The 16,197-nt window shown below is 36.6% G+C and carries 23 protein-coding genes; 21 read left to right on the plus strand and 2 right to left on the minus strand.

Annotated elements, in window-relative coordinates; all coding sequences use genetic code 11:
• Nucleotides 1-11 precede the first annotated feature (11 nt).
• Nucleotides 12-3,659 carry a DNA-directed RNA polymerase subunit beta' gene (gene rpoC, locus AC0GLR_RS01745; RefSeq protein WP_495605095.1) on the plus strand — a complete coding sequence of 1,216 codons (3,648 nt, stop codon included), beginning with the start codon at nucleotides 12-14 and terminating at the stop codon, nucleotides 3,657-3,659.
• Nucleotides 3,660-3,727: 68 nt separating this feature from the next.
• On the opposite strand, the gene AC0GLR_RS01750 is transcribed toward rpoC, so the two are convergent.
• Nucleotides 3,728-4,303, minus strand: coding sequence for a xanthine phosphoribosyltransferase (locus tag AC0GLR_RS01750; RefSeq protein WP_495605096.1), 576 nt, complete (start codon nucleotides 4,301-4,303; stop codon nucleotides 3,728-3,730).
• Between the two features lie 57 nt (nucleotides 4,304-4,360).
• The gene (locus tag AC0GLR_RS01755) at nucleotides 4,361-5,038 is read right to left on the minus strand and encodes a prepilin peptidase (protein ID WP_495605097.1); all 678 of its coding nucleotides are present in this window, start codon (nucleotides 5,036-5,038) and stop codon (nucleotides 4,361-4,363) included.
• Between the two features lie 166 nt (nucleotides 5,039-5,204).
• Here AC0GLR_RS01755 and rpsL point away from each other — a divergent pair, with 166 nt between their 5' ends.
• The 20 genes from rpsL (at nucleotide 5,205) to rplF (ending at nucleotide 16,172) form a co-directional block, all read left to right on the plus strand.
• Nucleotides 5,205-5,624, plus strand: a complete 420-nt coding sequence (gene rpsL, locus AC0GLR_RS01760; protein ID WP_054645869.1) for a 30S ribosomal protein S12 — start codon at nucleotides 5,205-5,207, stop codon at nucleotides 5,622-5,624.
• Between the two features lie 28 nt (nucleotides 5,625-5,652).
• Entirely contained in the window at nucleotides 5,653-6,123 is a 471-nt protein-coding gene (rpsG, locus tag AC0GLR_RS01765) for a 30S ribosomal protein S7 (RefSeq protein WP_054645868.1), read from the plus strand.
• An 85-nt stretch (nucleotides 6,124-6,208) separates the two neighbouring features.
• Entirely contained in the window at nucleotides 6,209-8,305 is a 2,097-nt protein-coding gene (fusA, locus tag AC0GLR_RS01770) for an elongation factor G (RefSeq protein WP_495605098.1), read from the plus strand.
• 269 nt (nucleotides 8,306-8,574) lie between these two features.
• On the plus strand, nucleotides 8,575-8,883 hold the full coding sequence (gene rpsJ, locus AC0GLR_RS01775; RefSeq protein ID WP_495605099.1) for a 30S ribosomal protein S10: 309 nt from the start codon (nucleotides 8,575-8,577) through the stop codon (nucleotides 8,881-8,883).
• A 27-nt stretch (nucleotides 8,884-8,910) separates the two neighbouring features.
• The gene (rplC, locus tag AC0GLR_RS01780) at nucleotides 8,911-9,546 is read left to right on the plus strand and encodes a 50S ribosomal protein L3 (RefSeq protein ID WP_495605100.1); all 636 of its coding nucleotides are present in this window, start codon (nucleotides 8,911-8,913) and stop codon (nucleotides 9,544-9,546) included.
• Nucleotides 9,547-9,562: 16 nt separating this feature from the next.
• Entirely contained in the window at nucleotides 9,563-10,186 is a 624-nt protein-coding gene (gene rplD, locus AC0GLR_RS01785; RefSeq protein ID WP_495605101.1) for a 50S ribosomal protein L4, read from the plus strand.
• Nucleotides 10,186-10,473 carry a 50S ribosomal protein L23 gene (gene rplW / locus AC0GLR_RS01790; protein ID WP_054645863.1) on the plus strand — a complete coding sequence of 96 codons (288 nt, stop codon included), beginning with the start codon at nucleotides 10,186-10,188 and terminating at the stop codon, nucleotides 10,471-10,473. The genes rplD and rplW overlap by 1 nt, the downstream gene beginning before the upstream one ends.
• 23 nt (nucleotides 10,474-10,496) lie before the next feature.
• Nucleotides 10,497-11,342, plus strand: coding sequence for a 50S ribosomal protein L2 (rplB, locus tag AC0GLR_RS01795; RefSeq protein WP_495605102.1), 846 nt, complete (start codon nucleotides 10,497-10,499; stop codon nucleotides 11,340-11,342).
• A gap of 49 nt (nucleotides 11,343-11,391) precedes the next feature.
• On the plus strand, nucleotides 11,392-11,682 hold the full coding sequence (gene rpsS, locus AC0GLR_RS01800; protein WP_054645861.1) for a 30S ribosomal protein S19: 291 nt from the start codon (nucleotides 11,392-11,394) through the stop codon (nucleotides 11,680-11,682).
• A gap of 16 nt (nucleotides 11,683-11,698) precedes the next feature.
• A complete protein-coding gene (gene rplV / locus AC0GLR_RS01805; protein WP_054645860.1) occupies nucleotides 11,699-12,055 on the plus strand; it encodes a 50S ribosomal protein L22 in 357 nt (118 codons plus the stop codon).
• A gap of 3 nt (nucleotides 12,056-12,058) precedes the next feature.
• Nucleotides 12,059-12,721 carry a 30S ribosomal protein S3 gene (rpsC, locus tag AC0GLR_RS01810; protein ID WP_495605103.1) on the plus strand — a complete coding sequence of 221 codons (663 nt, stop codon included), beginning with the start codon at nucleotides 12,059-12,061 and terminating at the stop codon, nucleotides 12,719-12,721.
• 2 nt (nucleotides 12,722-12,723) lie between these two features.
• Nucleotides 12,724-13,158: a 50S ribosomal protein L16 gene (gene rplP, locus AC0GLR_RS01815; protein ID WP_495605104.1), complete on the plus strand. Its 435-nt coding sequence runs from the start codon at nucleotides 12,724-12,726 to the stop codon at nucleotides 13,156-13,158.
• A complete protein-coding gene (rpmC, locus tag AC0GLR_RS01820) occupies nucleotides 13,148-13,342 on the plus strand; it encodes a 50S ribosomal protein L29 (RefSeq protein ID WP_054645857.1) in 195 nt (64 codons plus the stop codon). The genes rplP and rpmC overlap by 11 nt, the downstream gene beginning before the upstream one ends.
• 27 nt (nucleotides 13,343-13,369) lie before the next feature.
• Nucleotides 13,370-13,636: a 30S ribosomal protein S17 gene (gene rpsQ / locus AC0GLR_RS01825; RefSeq protein WP_495605105.1), complete on the plus strand. Its 267-nt coding sequence runs from the start codon at nucleotides 13,370-13,372 to the stop codon at nucleotides 13,634-13,636.
• A gap of 56 nt (nucleotides 13,637-13,692) precedes the next feature.
• Nucleotides 13,693-14,061, plus strand: coding sequence for a 50S ribosomal protein L14 (gene rplN, locus AC0GLR_RS01830; protein WP_054645855.1), 369 nt, complete (start codon nucleotides 13,693-13,695; stop codon nucleotides 14,059-14,061).
• 31 nt (nucleotides 14,062-14,092) lie between these two features.
• Nucleotides 14,093-14,401, plus strand: coding sequence for a 50S ribosomal protein L24 (rplX, locus tag AC0GLR_RS01835; protein ID WP_495605106.1), 309 nt, complete (start codon nucleotides 14,093-14,095; stop codon nucleotides 14,399-14,401).
• Between the two features lie 30 nt (nucleotides 14,402-14,431).
• Nucleotides 14,432-14,974 (plus strand): 50S ribosomal protein L5, encoded by a 543-nt coding sequence (rplE, locus tag AC0GLR_RS01840; RefSeq protein ID WP_054645853.1) that lies wholly within the window; start codon nucleotides 14,432-14,434, stop codon nucleotides 14,972-14,974.
• Nucleotides 14,975-14,985: 11 nt separating this feature from the next.
• Entirely contained in the window at nucleotides 14,986-15,171 is a 186-nt protein-coding gene (locus tag AC0GLR_RS01845) for a type Z 30S ribosomal protein S14 (RefSeq protein WP_054645852.1), read from the plus strand.
• Nucleotides 15,172-15,203: 32 nt separating this feature from the next.
• Complete coding sequence (gene rpsH, locus AC0GLR_RS01850) at nucleotides 15,204-15,602, plus strand: 30S ribosomal protein S8 (RefSeq protein WP_054645851.1); 399 nt, start codon at nucleotides 15,204-15,206, stop codon at nucleotides 15,600-15,602.
• A 30-nt stretch (nucleotides 15,603-15,632) separates the two neighbouring features.
• Nucleotides 15,633-16,172: a 50S ribosomal protein L6 gene (gene rplF, locus AC0GLR_RS01855; RefSeq protein ID WP_495605107.1), complete on the plus strand. Its 540-nt coding sequence runs from the start codon at nucleotides 15,633-15,635 to the stop codon at nucleotides 16,170-16,172.
• The last annotated feature ends 25 nt before the right edge of the window (nucleotides 16,173-16,197 follow it).

The raw sequence follows: 16,197 nt of genomic DNA on the forward strand, positions 1-16,197 counted from the left end.
AGGTAATGCCAATGGTTGATGTTAATAAATTTAAAAGTATGCAGGTTGGCTTAGCTTCACCTGAAACCATTCGTAGTTGGTCTTTTGGAGAAGTTAAAAAACCTGAAACGATTAATTATCGAACTTTAAAACCAGAAAAAGATGGGTTATTTGACGAAAGAATTTTTGGTCCTACTAAGGATTGGAAATGTGCCTGTGGTAAATACAAAGGAATTCGTTATAAAGGAATTGTGTGTGATCGTTGTGGAGTTGAAGTTACTCGTTCAAAAGTTCGTCGTGAACGAATGGGACACATCGAATTAGCCGCACCAGTTACTCATATTTGGTACTACAAAGGAATCCCAAGTCGAATGGGACTTGTTTTGGATATGAGTCCACGAGCTTTGGAAGAAATTATTTACTTTGCAGCATATGTTGTAACTGATCCAGGAAATACCCCAATGGAAAAGAAACAATTGTTAACAGAACAAGAATACCGTGATAAGAAACGGGAATATAGTAATCGTTTTCACGCTGAAATCGGTGCTGAGGCAATTCGAACTTTGTTAGACGATGTTGACTTAGATAAAGAAGTTAAAGAATTAAAAGAAGAGTTAAAAAAAGCTACTGGTCAAAAGAGAACGAGAGCAATTCGTCGTTTGGATATTTTGGAAGCCTTTTTAACTTCTGGAAACAAGCTTTCATGGATGGTAATGGACGCAATTCCAGTTATGCCACCTGATCTTCGTCCGATGGTACAACTTGAAGGTGGGCGTTTTGCCACTTCCGATTTAAATGATTTATATCGACGAGTAATTAATCGTAATAATCGTTTGAAACGTTTATTAGATTTACATGCTCCCGGCATCATTGTGCAAAATGAAAAACGGATGTTACAAGAAGCAGTTGATGCTTTGATTGATAATGGTCGTCGAGGTCGTCCAGTTGCAGGACCTGGTAACCGTCCATTGAAATCACTTTCTCACTTGCTAAAAGGTAAGCAAGGTCGTTTCAGACAAAACCTGCTTGGTAAACGAGTTGATTATTCAGGCCGTTCAGTTATTGATGTTGGTCCATGGTTGAAATTAAGCCAAATGGGACTACCAGTTTCAATGGCACTAGAATTATTTAAACCATTTATCATGCATGAATTAGTTAAACGCGGATTAGCATCAAATGTTAAAAATGCTAAACGAGAAATCGAACGTAAAGATGATGTTGTCTTTGATGTTCTTCCTGATGTTATTAAAGAACATCCGGTTCTTTTAAACCGTGCACCTACTTTGCATAGATTGGGAATTCAAGCTTTTGAACCCGTCTTAGTTAGTGGTAAGTCAATGCGTTTGCATCCATTGGTTTGTGCCGCATACAATGCCGATTTTGATGGAGATCAGATGGCTATCCACGTTCCACTTTCTGACGAAGCGCAAGCAGAATCACGTTTATTGATGGCTGCTGCCGGACATATTTTGGCACCTAAAGACGGAAAACCAGTTGTGGCTCCTTCTCAGGATATGGTTATTGGTAACTATTATTTGACGATGGAAGAACCTGGTCGTGAAGGTGAAGGGATGATTTTCAATAATCCTGCTGAAGTTGAATTAGCTTACCGTGATGGTTTAGTTCATTGGCACAGTCGAATTGGAATTCCTGCCTCAGCCTTTCCAGACAAACCATTTACTGATGACCAAAAAGACAAAATTATGGTTACGTCAGTTGGTAAAGTAATTTTTAATGGAATTTTGCCAAATGAATTTACTTATTTAAACGAGCCCACTGCCACTAATCTTCATGGTTATGTACCTGATAAGTATTTCTTAAAGCCTGGGGAAGATATTCATGAGCACATTAAGGATGCTGAATTAGTTAAACCATTTAAGAAGAGCTTTTTATCAGATATTATTGCCGAAGTTTACAATCAATATAAGGTTACTGAAACATCAGAACTATTAGATCGAATTAAAGATCTTGGGAATGATGAATCAACTAAATCTGGTTTAACAGTTGGTATGTCTGATATTACCGACTTACACGAAAAACCAGAAATTGTAGCCGATGCTCATAAAAAAGTTGAAACAGTTACAAAACAATTCCGTCGTGGATTAATCACTGATCAAGAACGTTACGAACGTGTTGTAAACGTTTGGAACGATGCCAGAGATGAAATTCAAGATAAGTTAATGAAGACTTTTGATCCTGAAAACCCAATTTTCATGATGAGTAATTCTGGAGCTCGTGGTAATATTTCTAACTTTACTCAGCTTGCCGGAATGCGGGGATTGATGGCTTCTCCTGATGGTAAGATTATGGAACTTCCAATTACTTCTAATTTCCGTGAAGGAATGTCAGTTTTGGAAATGTTCATTTCAACCCATGGTGCTCGTAAAGGTATGACTGATACAGCCTTGAAGACTGCCAACTCAGGTTACTTGACTCGTCGTTTAGTTGATGTTGCGCAAGACGTTATTGTTCGTGAAAAAGACTGTGAAACTGATCGTGGATTGACTGTTCGTGCCATTAAAGAAGGTAACGAAATGATTGAACCTCTTTACGATCGAATTCTAGGTAGAAATGCAATGAAGACCGTTAAGAATCCTCAAACTGGTGATGTAATCGTTAAGCGAAATCAAATGATTGACGATAAAAAGGCACAACAAATTGTTGATGCTGGAATTGACAGTGTTGAAATTCGTTCTGCCTTCACTTGTAATACTGCTCATGGTGTTTGCGAAATGTGTTATGGTCAAAACTTAGCAACTGGTGATGAAGTGGGTGTTGGTGAAGCAGTTGGAACTGTTGCTGCTCAATCAATTGGTGAACCAGGTACTCAGTTGACATTGCGGACTTTCCATACTGGAGGGGTTGCAAGTAATACTGATATTACTCAGGGACTTCCCCGAGTACAAGAAATTTTCGAAGCTCGTAATCCTAAAGGTAAATCAACTATTAGTGAAGTTACTGGTGTTGTGGAATTGATTGAAGAAGACCCTGCTGAAGGCGTTAAAGAAGTTACTATTCAAGGAAAAGCTGATACAAGAAAGTATAAGGTTCCTTTGAATGCTCGAATGAGAGTCGCTGAAGGTGATGAAGTTCGACGTGGTGATGCTTTGAATGAAGGTTCAATTGATCCTAAAGAGTTACTTAAAATTAGAGATACACTTTCTACTGAAACTTACTTGTTAACGGCGGTTCAAGAAGTTTATCGTCGTCAAGGTGTAGAAGTTAATGATAAGCATGCTGAAATCATGGTTAGACAAATGCTTCGTAAAGTTCGGGTAATGGATCCTGGTGATACTGATATCTTGCCTGGTACTTTGATTGATATTGATGATTTCAAGGAACGTAATAAAGATGCTGTTATGACTGGTAAAACACCAGCAACAGCACGTCCAGTGTTACTTGGAATTACCAAAGCTGCTCTTGAAACGAATAGTTTCTTATCAGCTGCATCTTTCCAAGAAACAACTAGAGTTCTTACTGACGCTGCTATTCGTGGTAAGGTAGATCCATTAATTGGTTTGAAGGAAAATGTTATCATTGGTAAATTATTACCTGCTGGTACTGGTGTTCATGAATATGAAGATATTGAACCAGAAGAAATCGGCAAACCTGCTGGAGAAAGTGCAATAGCTGACTCTGAGGTTGTTGAAGAATCAGATAACGAGAAATCAAGTAAATAGAGTGTAAATTAAAAGAACGTTTGCGAATTAATTCGCAAACGTTCTTTTTGTATATAAAATTTTTAAAACTAATCATTCATAAAAGTAACTTTGTTATTAGCTAGTGATTTGATTCGAGCAAGAGAATGTACGATAATTCCTTGATCTTGTAAATACTGGGCCCCAGGCTGAAATGATTTTTCAATTACAATTCCAACTCCTGCTAAATTAGCATTAGCTTTTTTAATAATTTGTAATAAGCCTTTAACTGCTTCACCATTAGCCAAGAAATCATCAATAATTAGTATATGATCGTCTGAATTAATAAATTTCTTTTCAATGTAAATTTGATTATTAGTTTTCTTGGTATATGAGATAACATCAGCCGTATAAACGTCATCGCGAACAGTTAGTGATTTGCTTTTTCTAGCAAACACAACTGGGACTTTTAAGGCTAATCCGGTCATCACAGCTGGAGCAATTCCAGAGGATTCAACCGTAATAACTTTAGTAATTTTTTCCATTTGAAATAATCGAGCAAATTCTTTTCCTACTTGATACATTAAATCAGGATCAACTTGATGATTTAAAAATGAGTTAACTTTCAAAATGTTTCCTGGTAAAACTGTTCCATGTTCTTCAATGGCCGTTTTTAGTGCTTTCATGAAATCCTCCTAATAATTGGCGATATTATTCAATTTTAATTATAATATTACGCTGTTTTAAATTCCTAGGCAATTAAGGAAATTACTATTCATTATTAAAATACCAAAGTATAAAAAAGGAAGAAAAGGAATTAATTTTTGTTTCTTAATAATGGCAAAAAACAAGGCTAGTAATGAAGCAATCAATGTGATGTGAACAATAGAAGTGTATCCAAACACTATTAATATTAAAATCATTAAATCTATATCGCCATTACCTAACATAATGTAGCGATGATTTATCATCAATAAAATAAAATATACTATAAAAATAGTTAATAATATTAACGGTGATAAATTAGTTAAAATAAGAGCAATGATTAATAATGGCAATAACCAATAACTGCTAAACTGAAATGTGAGCCAATCAAAAGTACTGATGATTTGTACGATTATAATAAATATTAATAATAAAAGGTTATTAATATTACAGGGATGAAATTCTAAAAAAGCGATGCCCATGGTTAATTCAAAAATAAAAACATGCTTAGGAATTTTAGTCTGACAGCTACGACATTTTCCAAACTGAATGATGTAGCTAATCATCGGAATTAGTTCGTACCAGTTCAATTTTTTTTGACAATTATCGCAATGGGAACGACCATTAATAAAATTAGTTTTATTCAATGATCTACTAACAAATACATTTAAAAATGAACCAATAACGCACCCAAAAATAAACCAATATAAATTCATTTTGTCACCTCTATTTTAAAATACGTAAAGATGTTATTGACACTTAATTTTAGACGTGTTAATCTATTCATTGTGCTTATTCAAGTTAAGCGATTTTTTTATCTCTAAAAATGGTCCGCCTGGATGTGTGGACTTAAAACAATTTTATGAAAGGAGGACTTTTTAGATGCCTACAATTAACCAATTAGTAAGAAAAGGTCGTAAATCTAGAAGTTCTAAATCAAAGTCCCCAGCTCTTGGCTTCGGATATAACAGTTACAAAAAGAAACATACACAAAATGCTTCACCACAAAAACGTGGAGTTGCAACCCGTGTTGGTACTATGACTCCTAAAAAGCCTAACTCAGCATTACGTAAGTATGCTCGTGTTCGTCTTTCAAACTTGTATGAAGTTACTGCATACATTCCAGGAATTGGACATAACTTGCAAGAACATAGTGTTGTTTTAATTCGTGGTGGTCGTGTTAAGGATTTACCTGGAGTTAGATATCATGTTATCCGTGGTGCCTTAGATACTGCCGGTGTTCAAGATCGTCGTCAAGGACGTTCAAAATACGGTACTAAGAGACCAAAAGACAAGAAATAATATAATATTTAATTAGGAGGTCCTTTAAATGCCTAGAAAAGGTAAAGTTCAACAACGTGAAATCCTTCCTGATCCAATCTACAACTCAAAATTGGTTTCAAAATTAATCAATCACTTGATGTTAGATGGTAAGAGAGGTACTGCATCAGAAATTTTGTATGGTGCATTTGATGAAATCAAAGAACAAACTGGTAATGATCCAGTTGAAGTATTTGAAGAAGCTATGAAAAATGTAATGCCAGTACTTGAAGTTAAGGCACGTCGTGTTGGTGGTTCTAACTACCAAGTTCCTATTGAAGTTCGTCCAGCAAGAAGAACTACTTTAGGTTTACGTTGGATGGTTAACTATGCTCGTCTTCGTGGTGAACATACAATGACTGAACGTCTTGCAAAAGAAATTATCGATGCTTCAAATAATACTGGTGCCGCAGTTAAGAAACGTGAAGACACTCATAAAATGGCTGAAGCTAACCGTGCCTTTGCACATTATCGTTGGTAATCAGTTGTTCGTTTAAATGTAAATCAAGGGTGGCTAAATTTTTAGCCACTTTTTTAGAATTATTGAATCATAAAAGGAGTTAAAAATGGCTAACAAACGTGCATTTCCCTTAGAAAAAACACGTAATATTGGTATCGTAGCTCATATTGATGCTGGTAAAACTACTACTACTGAACGTGTCCTTTACTATACTGGACGAATTCACAAAATTGGTGAAACCCATGATGGTGCTTCACAAATGGATTTCATGGATGAAGAAAAAGAACGTGGGATTACTATTCAATCAGCTGCTACTACTGCTGAATGGAAAGGATACCGAGTTAACATTATTGATACCCCTGGACACGTGGACTTTACTGCTGAAGTAGAACGTTCTCTTCGTGTGCTTGATGGTGGTATTGTGGTAATGGATGGTGAAGCAGGGGTTGAACCTCAGACTGAAACAGTTTGGCGTCAATGTTCTGACTTTAGTGTTCCTCGGATTGTTTTCATTAATAAAATGGATAAAATGGGTGCAAACTTTGATTGGTCAGTTCAAACAATCAAAGACCGTTTGCATGCTAATGCTGTTCCTGTTCAAGTACCAGTTGGTGCTGAATCTGATTTTGAAGGGGTAATTGACTTAGTTACCATGAAAGCCTACCTTTACGATGAAGATAAAGAAGGGGAAAACTGGGATGTTGTAGATATTCCGGCCGACTACCAAGAAAAGGCTCAACAAGCTCATGATGATATGGTTGAAGCAGTTGCTGACGTTGATGATGAAGTAATGGCTAAATTCCTTGATGGTGAAGAAATCAGTGAAGAGGATATCAAAGCCGGTATCCGTCGTGCTACTTTGAACTTACAGATGTTCCCAGTTTATGCTGGATCAGCTTACAAGAACAAAGGGGTACAAATGATGATGGATGGTGTGATTGATTACTTGCCATCACCATTGGAAGTTCGTCCATACATGGCTACTGATCCTGAAGATGAAGACAAACAAGTTGAAATTCGTGCTGACGACAAAGGTCCATTTGCTGCCTTAGCCTTTAAGATTATGACTGACCCTTATGTTGGTCGTTTAACTTTTATCCGAGTTTATCGTGGTACTTTAGGTGCTGGTTCATATATTTTGAATGCAACTAAAGACAAACGTGAACGTGTTGGACGTTTAGTGCAAATGCACTCTGATCAACGTCAAGAAATCCCAGAAGTATTTTCTGGTGATATTGCTGCTACAATTGGTTTGAAGAACACTACTACTGGTGATTCTTTAACTGATCCCGATCACCCACTAATCTTAGAATCAATGGAATTCCCTGAACCAGTTATTCAAGTTTCAATTGAACCTAAGACTAAAGCTGATCAAAATAAAATGAATACCGCTTTACAGAAACTTTCTGAAGAAGATCCTACGTTCCAAGCAAATACAGACCCTGAAACTGGTCAAACTATTATTGCCGGAATGGGTGAGTTACAATTGAACATCATTATTGAACGAATGAGACGTGAGTTCAATGTTGATGCTACAATTGGTGCTCCACAGGTAGCTTATCGTGAAGCTTTCTCAAAACCTGTTAAAGCAGAAGGTAAGTTCGTTCGTCAATCTGGTGGTAAAGGTCAATATGGTGATGTTTACATCGAATTTACACCTAGTGCTGAAGGCGATGGATTTACTTTTGAAGATGCCATTGTTGGTGGGGTTGTTCCTCGTGAATTTATTCCTTCTGTTGAACAAGGTTTGAAAGAAGCTATGGAAAATGGTGTAATTGCCGGATATCCATTGATTGATATTAAGGCCAAGTTATACGATGGTAGTTATCATGATGTCGATTCTAGTGAAGCTGCCTTTAAAATTGCTGCTTCATTAGCATTGCGTGAAGCTGCTAAAAAAGCTGATCCTAAAATTTTGGAACCAATTATGAAAGTTGATATTCGAGTTCCAGAAGAATACATGGGTGATGTTATGGGTCAAGTTACTGCTCGTCGTGGTAATATTGAAGGTATGGAAGCACGTGATGGTGCTGAAGATATTCACGCTATGGTTCCATTGGCAGAAATGTTTGGATATGTTACTGATTTGCGTTCTGCAACTCAAGGACGTGGAACATTTGTAATGTCATTCGATCATTACACTGCTGTTCCTAAGAATATTCAAGAAGATATTATTAAGAAAAATGGTGGAAACGCTGAATAATTAAAAATTATAAAAAGTCTGTTAATTTCTGAAATAGAAATTAACAGACTTTTTTATTTATTTAGACTAAACCCCTTGAAACAATGGCAATTATTCGGTATTATATAATAGTGTCTTACTTTGAGGGACTAGTGTGCTCAAAAAAGGCATAAAAATTAGCATTGATGTAGAAGGTTGCGGCACACCCGGCCGCTTTGCCATGGCAAGGTACGTCGGTAATTTCTACGGAGTTAGTCTTATTTTGGAAAATAGACGAAGGAGGGATAACTATGGCAAAAGAAAAAATTCGTATCCGTTTAAAGGCTTACGAACATCGTAGTTTGGATCAAGCTGCTGACAAAATTGTAGCAACTGCACAAAGAACTGGAGCTAACATTTCTGGCCCAATTCCATTGCCAACTGAAAGAACTTTATACACAGTTTTGGCATCACCATTCAAATACAGTAAAGCTCAAGAACAATTCGAAATGTTAACACACAAACGTTTGATTGATATTTTGAACCCAACCCCTAAAACGGTTGATTCATTAATGAAATTAGACTTGCCAAGTGGTGTAGACATCGAGATTAAATTATAATCATTACAAAACATTGGAGGTGTACTCATGACCAAAAAAGGAATCTTAGGTAAAAAGGTCGGAATGACACAAGTTTTTACTGAAAACGGTGAATTAGTTCCAGTTACTGTTGTTGACGTAACCCCAAATGTTGTTTTGCAAGTTAAAAACAACGAAACTGACGGTTACGAAGCAATTCAACTTGGATTTGATGACAAACGCTCAGTATTAAGCAACAAACCTGAAGAGGGTCATGTTAAAAAGGCAAATACAACTCCTAAGCGCTTCATTCGTGAAATCAACGATGTTGACTTAGGTGAATACAAAGTTGGAGACGAAGTTAAGGCTGATACATTTACAGCAGGCGATTTCGTTGATGTAACGGGTACTACTAAAGGTCATGGTTACCAAGGTAACATTAAAAAAGATGGTCAACGTAGAGGACCTACTACTCATGGTTCAAGATATCACCGTCGTCCTGGTTCACTTGGTGTTATTATCAACCGTGTTGTTAAAGGCATGAAATTACCTGGAAGAATGGGTAACAATACTGTTACTATTCAAAACCTTGAAGTTGTTAAAGCTGATACAGAAAACAATGTATTATTAATCAAAGGTAATGTTCCAGGAGCTAACAAAACACTAGTTACAGTTCGCACTGCAGTTAGTGAATCAAGAAAATAGAAAGGAGGAACCGTAAATGACAAGCGTATCATTATACAAACAAGATGGAAGTAAGAACGGTACAGTTGATCTTAATGAAACTATTTTCAACATTGAACCAAATGAAGATGTAGTATTTGACACTGTAGTGATGCAAAGAGCTTCACAACGCCAAGGTACCAATGGAAGTAAGTCCAGAGGACAAGTTCGTGGTGGTGGTAAAAAGCCATGGAGACAAAAAGGTACTGGTCGTGCCCGTCAAGGTTCCATTCGTTCACCTCAATGGGTTGGTGGAGGAGTAGTATTTGGACCAACTTCTCGTTCATACAGCTACCATCTTCCTAAAAAAGTTACTAGATTAGCTGTTAAATCAGTTCTTTCAGAAAAAGTTGCCAATGGTGACTTGATTGTTGTTGATTCAATTGAATTTGACAAGCCAAAAACTAAAGAATTTGCTGAATTATTGAAAAATATTGACGCAGCTACTAAGACATTAGTAGTTTTGGAAGACGACAATGAAAATGCTATTCGCTCTGCAAGAAACATTGATAATGTTCAAGTAATCAATGGTAAGAGTGTTAATACACTTGATGTATTAAATAACAAAAAAGTTGTCATCACCAAGGCTGCTCTTTCTCAAGTAGAGGAGGTGCTCGCATAATGGAAGCACGAGACATTATTTTACGTCCGGTTATTACAGAAGCTTCAACTGACCGCATGGACGACAAAAAGTATACATTTGATGTTGATTTACGAGCAAACAAAAACCAAGTTAAGGATGCTGTTGAAGAAATCTTTGGCGTTAAGGTTGTTAAAGTAAACATCATGAATGTTAGAGGAAAAGAAAAAAGACAAGGTAGATATGTTGGAATGACTAAAAAACGTCGTAAAGCTATCGTTACTTTGTCAGATGATTCAGATGAAATTAAGTTATTCTCTGAAGAATAATATTTGAATAGGAGGGAAATAACGTGGCTTTAAAGAAATATAAACCAACGACTAATGGTCGTCGTAATATGACTAGTATTGATTACAGTGAAATCACTACTAACAAGCCTGAAAAGAGTTTACTTGCAGTTAATGCACATACTGCTGGACGTAATAATGCTGGTCGTATGACTGTTCGTCATCGTGGTGGCGGTAACAAACATAAGTATCGTGTTATTGATTTCAAACGTAATCATGATGGTGTTCCAGCAACTGTAAAGACGCTTGAATATGATCCAAATAGAAGTGCAAACATCGCATTGATTGTATATGCTGATGGATTAAAATCATACATCATTGCTCCTAAAGGATTAAAAGTTGGTGATGTAGTTGAATCAGGGAAAGATGCTGATATCAAGCCTGGTAATGCACTTCAACTAAAAGATATTCCAGTTGGATCAATTATTCATAATATTGAATTAAAACCTGGTAAAGGTGGCCAATTGACTCGTTCTGCTGGAAACTCAGCTCAATTAATTAGTAATGAAGGAAATAGCAAGTATTCACTTGTGAAATTACCTTCTGGCGAAGTTAGAATGGTTCTCTCAGTTTGCCGTGCTACCATCGGTGCTGTTGGAAATGGTGAACATTCACTTATTAACTGGGGTAAAGCTGGTAGAACTCGTTACCGTGGTCAAAGACCTCATGTTCGTGGTTCTGTAATGAACCCTAACGATCACCCACATGGTGGTGGTGAAGGTAAAGCTCCAGTTGGTTATCCATCTCCATTGTCTCCATGGCATAAGAAGACTGTTGGTAAGAAAACTCGTTCTAAGAAAGCACGTTCAAGTAAGTTTATTGTTCGTCGTCGTAAAGGTTCAAAGATGTAATATAACTTACATTTAGATTAACAAGTACTTTGAAGAGGAGGTTTTATTAATGAGCCGTAGTTTAAAAAAAGGACCATTTGCTGACAAATCTTTATTAAAGAAAATTGATGCTCAAAAAGATCAAGAAAAAAAGACTGTAATTAAAACATGGTCACGTCGCTCAACTATTTTCCCAAGTTTCATTGGTTACACTATTTCTGTATATAATGGAAGAACTCATGTCCCAGTTTATATTCAAGAAGATATGGTAGGTCATAAACTTGGAGAATTTGCACCAACTCGTACATTCCATGGTCATGGTAATGTAGGTGGCAAAGGTGCCGACAAGCAAACTGTTTAAACAAGGAGGATATCTAATGGCTGAACAAGTTACATCAGCAAAAGCTATTGCCAAAACTGTTCGTATTGCCCCTCGTAAGGTCCGCCTTGTTTTAGATCTTATTAGAGGAAAGAACGTAGCAGAAGCTACTTCTATTTTAGAGTTCACCCCTCGTGGTGCTTCTCCAGTAGTAGAAAAAGTTTTGAAATCAGCTGTAGCAAATGCAGAAAACAATTTTGATCTTGATGGTCAAGACTTAGTTATTAGTGAAGCATACGCAGACGAAGGTCCAACCTTAAAGCGTTTCCGTCCCCGTGCCAAGGGTTCAGCTTCACCAATTAATAAAAGAACAAGTCACATTACAATCGTAGTATCAGAAAAGAAGGAGGGATAGAACATGGGTCAAAAAATTAATCCTAATGGTTTGCGAATTGGCGTTAATCGTGGTTGGCAAGCACAATGGTATGCCAATGATGATAAATTCGCTTCATACTTAAATGAAGATTTGAAGATTCGTGACTACCTCGAAAAACGTTTGGCTGATGCATCAGTATCAGAAATTGACATTGAACGAGCTGCAAAACGTATTAACATTTCTATTCATACTGCCAAACCAGGAATGGTAATTGGTAAAGGTGGGTCAGAAGTTGAAAGTCTTCGTCAAGAACTAAACAAATTAACTGGACGTCGTGTTCACATCAATATTGTTGAAGTTAAAAAGCCAGATCTTGAAGCTGACCTTGTTGGTGACAACATTGCTAAACAACTTGAAGGTCGTGTTGCATTCCGTCGCGCTATGCGTCAAAGTATGAAAGGTGTTATGCGTTCAGGAGCAAAAGGTGTTAAAACTCAATCTTCAGGTCGTTTGAACGGTGCTGATATGGCTCGTGTTGAAAGTTATTCAGAAGGAAGAGTTCCTCTTCATACTTTAAGAGCTGACATTAATTATTCATGGAATGAAGCACACACCACTTATGGAGCAATCGGTGTAAAAACTTGGATTAACCGTGGTGAAGTTTTACCTGATAAACCTGAGGAAAAACGTAAGGGAGGTAAATAAATATGCTTGTACCAAAACGTGTTAAGCATCGTCGTGAGCATCGAGGCAAATTACGTGGCCACTCAAAAGGTGGAAACAGTGTAGCCTTTGGTGAATATGGCTTACAAGCCATTGATTCACATTGGATTTCTAACAGACAAATTGAAGCTTGTCGTATTGCTATTACTCGTTGTATGAAACGTGGTGGAAAAGTTTGGATTAAAATTTTCCCACACAAATCATATACTGAAAAGGGTATTGGTGTTCGTATGGGTAAAGGTAAAGGTAGTCCAGCTGGATGGGTTTCACCTGTCAAACGTGGCAAAGTCCTTTTTGAAGTTGGTGGTGTTGATAAAGCAACAGCCATTAAAGCTTTAACTTTGGCTTCAAGCAAGTTGCCTGTTCGTACTAAGATTATTAAACGTGAGGAAGTAGGTGGCGATTCAGATGAAGGCTAAAGAAATTAGTAAGTTGACCACTGACGAGATGCGTGCTAAAGAACAAGATTACAAAAAAGAATTGTTCAATCTTCGTTTTCAATTAGCCACTGGACAATTAGAGAATACTGCTCGTCTAAGAACTGTTCGCAAAACAATTGCTCGTCTAAAGACTGCATTAAGACAAAAAGAATTAAATAAATAAAATACGATAAAAGGGAGGGTTTATTATATGAGCGAAAAACGTAATGAACGTAAGACATATAGAGGCCGTGTTGTTTCTGACAAAATGGATAAAACTATTACTGTTGCAGTAGAAACCACTAAAACGCATCCAACTTACGGGAAACGCATTAAGTATACTAAAAAGTACATGACTCGCGATGAAAATAACGAAGCAAAAGTGAACGATATTGTTGAAATTATGGAAACTAGACCATTATCAAAAAATGTTCATTTTCGTTTAGTTAAAGTTGTTGAAAAGGCCGTAATTATTTAGTCTTGTTTCATTTTTATCGTATATTTATTTAGTTTAAGAAGGGAGGACACTTACTTATGATCCAACAAGAAAGTCGATTAAAGGTTGCTGACAACTCTGGTGCACGTGAACTTTTAACAATTAAAGTTTTAGGTGGTTCAAGAGTTAGATATGCAGGTATTGGTGATACAATTGTTGCTACTGTTAAACAAGCAACACCAGGTGGCGTTGTCAAAAAAGGTGACGTAGTTAAAGCTGTTATTGTAAGAACTAAATCAGCTGCACATAGAACTGATGGTTCATATATTCGTTTCGACGAAAATGCTGCAGTTTTAGTTAATGATGATAAGAGTCCTAAGGGGACCCGTATTTTCGGACCGGTTGCTCGTGAATTACGTAATAATAATTTCATGAAGATCGTTTCATTAGCGCCTGAAGTACTTTAATACTATTGCAAATCAAGGAGGTGCCAGATTAATGTTCTTGAAAACTGGTGACAAAGTTCGTGTTATTGCTGGTAAAGACAAAGGTAAAGATGGAAAGATCATCAAAACCATTGCTGCTGACAATCGCGTAGTTGTTGAGGGAATCAACAAAGTTAAAAAACATCAAAAGGCTTCACAAGCAAATCCACAAGGTAACGTGTCTGATGTTGAAGCACCAATTAACGCATCAAACGTTATGTTGATTGATCCATCGACTAATGAACCTACTAGAATTAGTATGGAAGTTAAAGATGGCAAAAAAATTCGTATTTCAAAAAAATCACATAAAGCAATCGATTAAGATTGTTAGTGAAAGGAGGAAACTATTTTCATGTCTACTCGTTTAGAAGAAAGATATAAGAAAGAAATTCTCCCAGCACTAGTAGAGAAATTTGACTATTCATCAATTATGCAAGGACCAAAACTTGATAAAATTGTTTTGAATATGGGTGTTGGTGATGCAGTAACAAACTCTAAAAACTTAGACGAAGCTGTTAATGAATTGACTTTAATTGCAGGTCAAAAGCCTCTTGTAACTAAGGCTAAAAAATCAATTGCCACTTTCCGTTTGCGTGAAGGTATGCCAATTGGTGCAAAAGTTACTCTTAGAGGGGACAAAATGTATGACTTTTTGGACAAATTAATTAATGTTTCATTGCCACGAGTTCGTGATTTCCATGGTGTTCCAAATCGTTCATTTGACGGTCGTGGAAACTACACTCTTGGTATTAAAGAACAATTGATTTTTCCAGAAATTAGTTACGATGATGTGAACCGTGTTAGAGGGTTGGATATCGTATTGGTAACAACTGCTAAAACGGATGAAGAAGGACACGAATTATTAAAACAATTCGGTATGCCATTCGCTAAATAGGAGGTTTTATATTGGCTAAGAAATCAATGATTGAAAAAAGCAAACGTCCAGCTAAGTTTTCTACACAAGCATATACTCGCTGCGAACGTTGTGGTCGACCTCGTGCGGTTTACCAAAAGTTCCACTTATGCCGAATTTGCTTGAGACAACTTGCTCATAAAGGTCAGATTCCAGGCATGAAAAAAGCTAGTTGGTAGAATAAACAAACTTAAAGGGAGGTTTCACGTTTATGGCAATGACAGATCCGATTGCAGACTTTTTAACTAGAATTCGTAACGCCAACATGGCTCGTCACAATTCAGTTGATGTTCCTGCATCAAAAATGAAACGAAATATTGCTGAAATTTTAAAACGCGAAGGTTTTGTAAGTCGTGTTGAATACATTGAAGATGACAAACAAGGCGTTATTCGTGTTTATCTTAAATATGGTAAAAATGATCAACGTGTAATTTCAGGATTGAAACGAATTTCAAAACCTGGATTACGTTCATATGTTAAATCAGATGATGTTCCTAAGGTACTTAATGGATTAGGAATTGCAATCATCTCAACATCAAATGGAGTTATTACTGATAAAGAAGCGCGTGACAAACAAGTCGGCGGAGAAGTATTAGCATACGTTTGGTAAAATTTATAATGAAATGGAGGTGTCTAATAAATGAGTAGAATTGGTTATAAAACGGTAGTTATTCCTGAAGGCGTAACAATTGAACGCAAAGATGATCAAGTTACAGTTAAGGGTCCTAAAGGTGAATTAACTGAAGCTTTTGCTCCAAATGTAGAAATGAAAGTTGATGGCAATGAAGTTAACTTTGAACCAACTGGTAAGTATGATAACAAAATGCGTGCAATGCATGGAACTCAACGCGCTAACTTTGCTAACATGGTTGAAGGTGTTACCAATGGTTTTGCCAAAACTTTGAAATTAGTGGGTGTTGGATACCGTACTCAATTAAAGGGGAAGACATTAACCTTAAATGTTGGTTATTCTAATCCAGTTGAAGTTCCAGTTCCTGAAGATATTGAAGTTAAAGTTCCAGATAATACTACAATTGAAATTAGTGGGATTAACAAGCAAAATGTTGGTGATTTTGCTGCTAAAGTTCGTGCAATTCGTTCACCAGAACCTTACAAAGGTAAAGGTATTCGTTATGCTGAAGAACGTATTACTCTTAAAGAAGGTAAAACTGGTAAGTAGTAATAATTAAAGAATAATATAGAGG

It is taken from the genome of Fructilactobacillus sp. YLN 2412 (genome assembly GCF_059488745.1).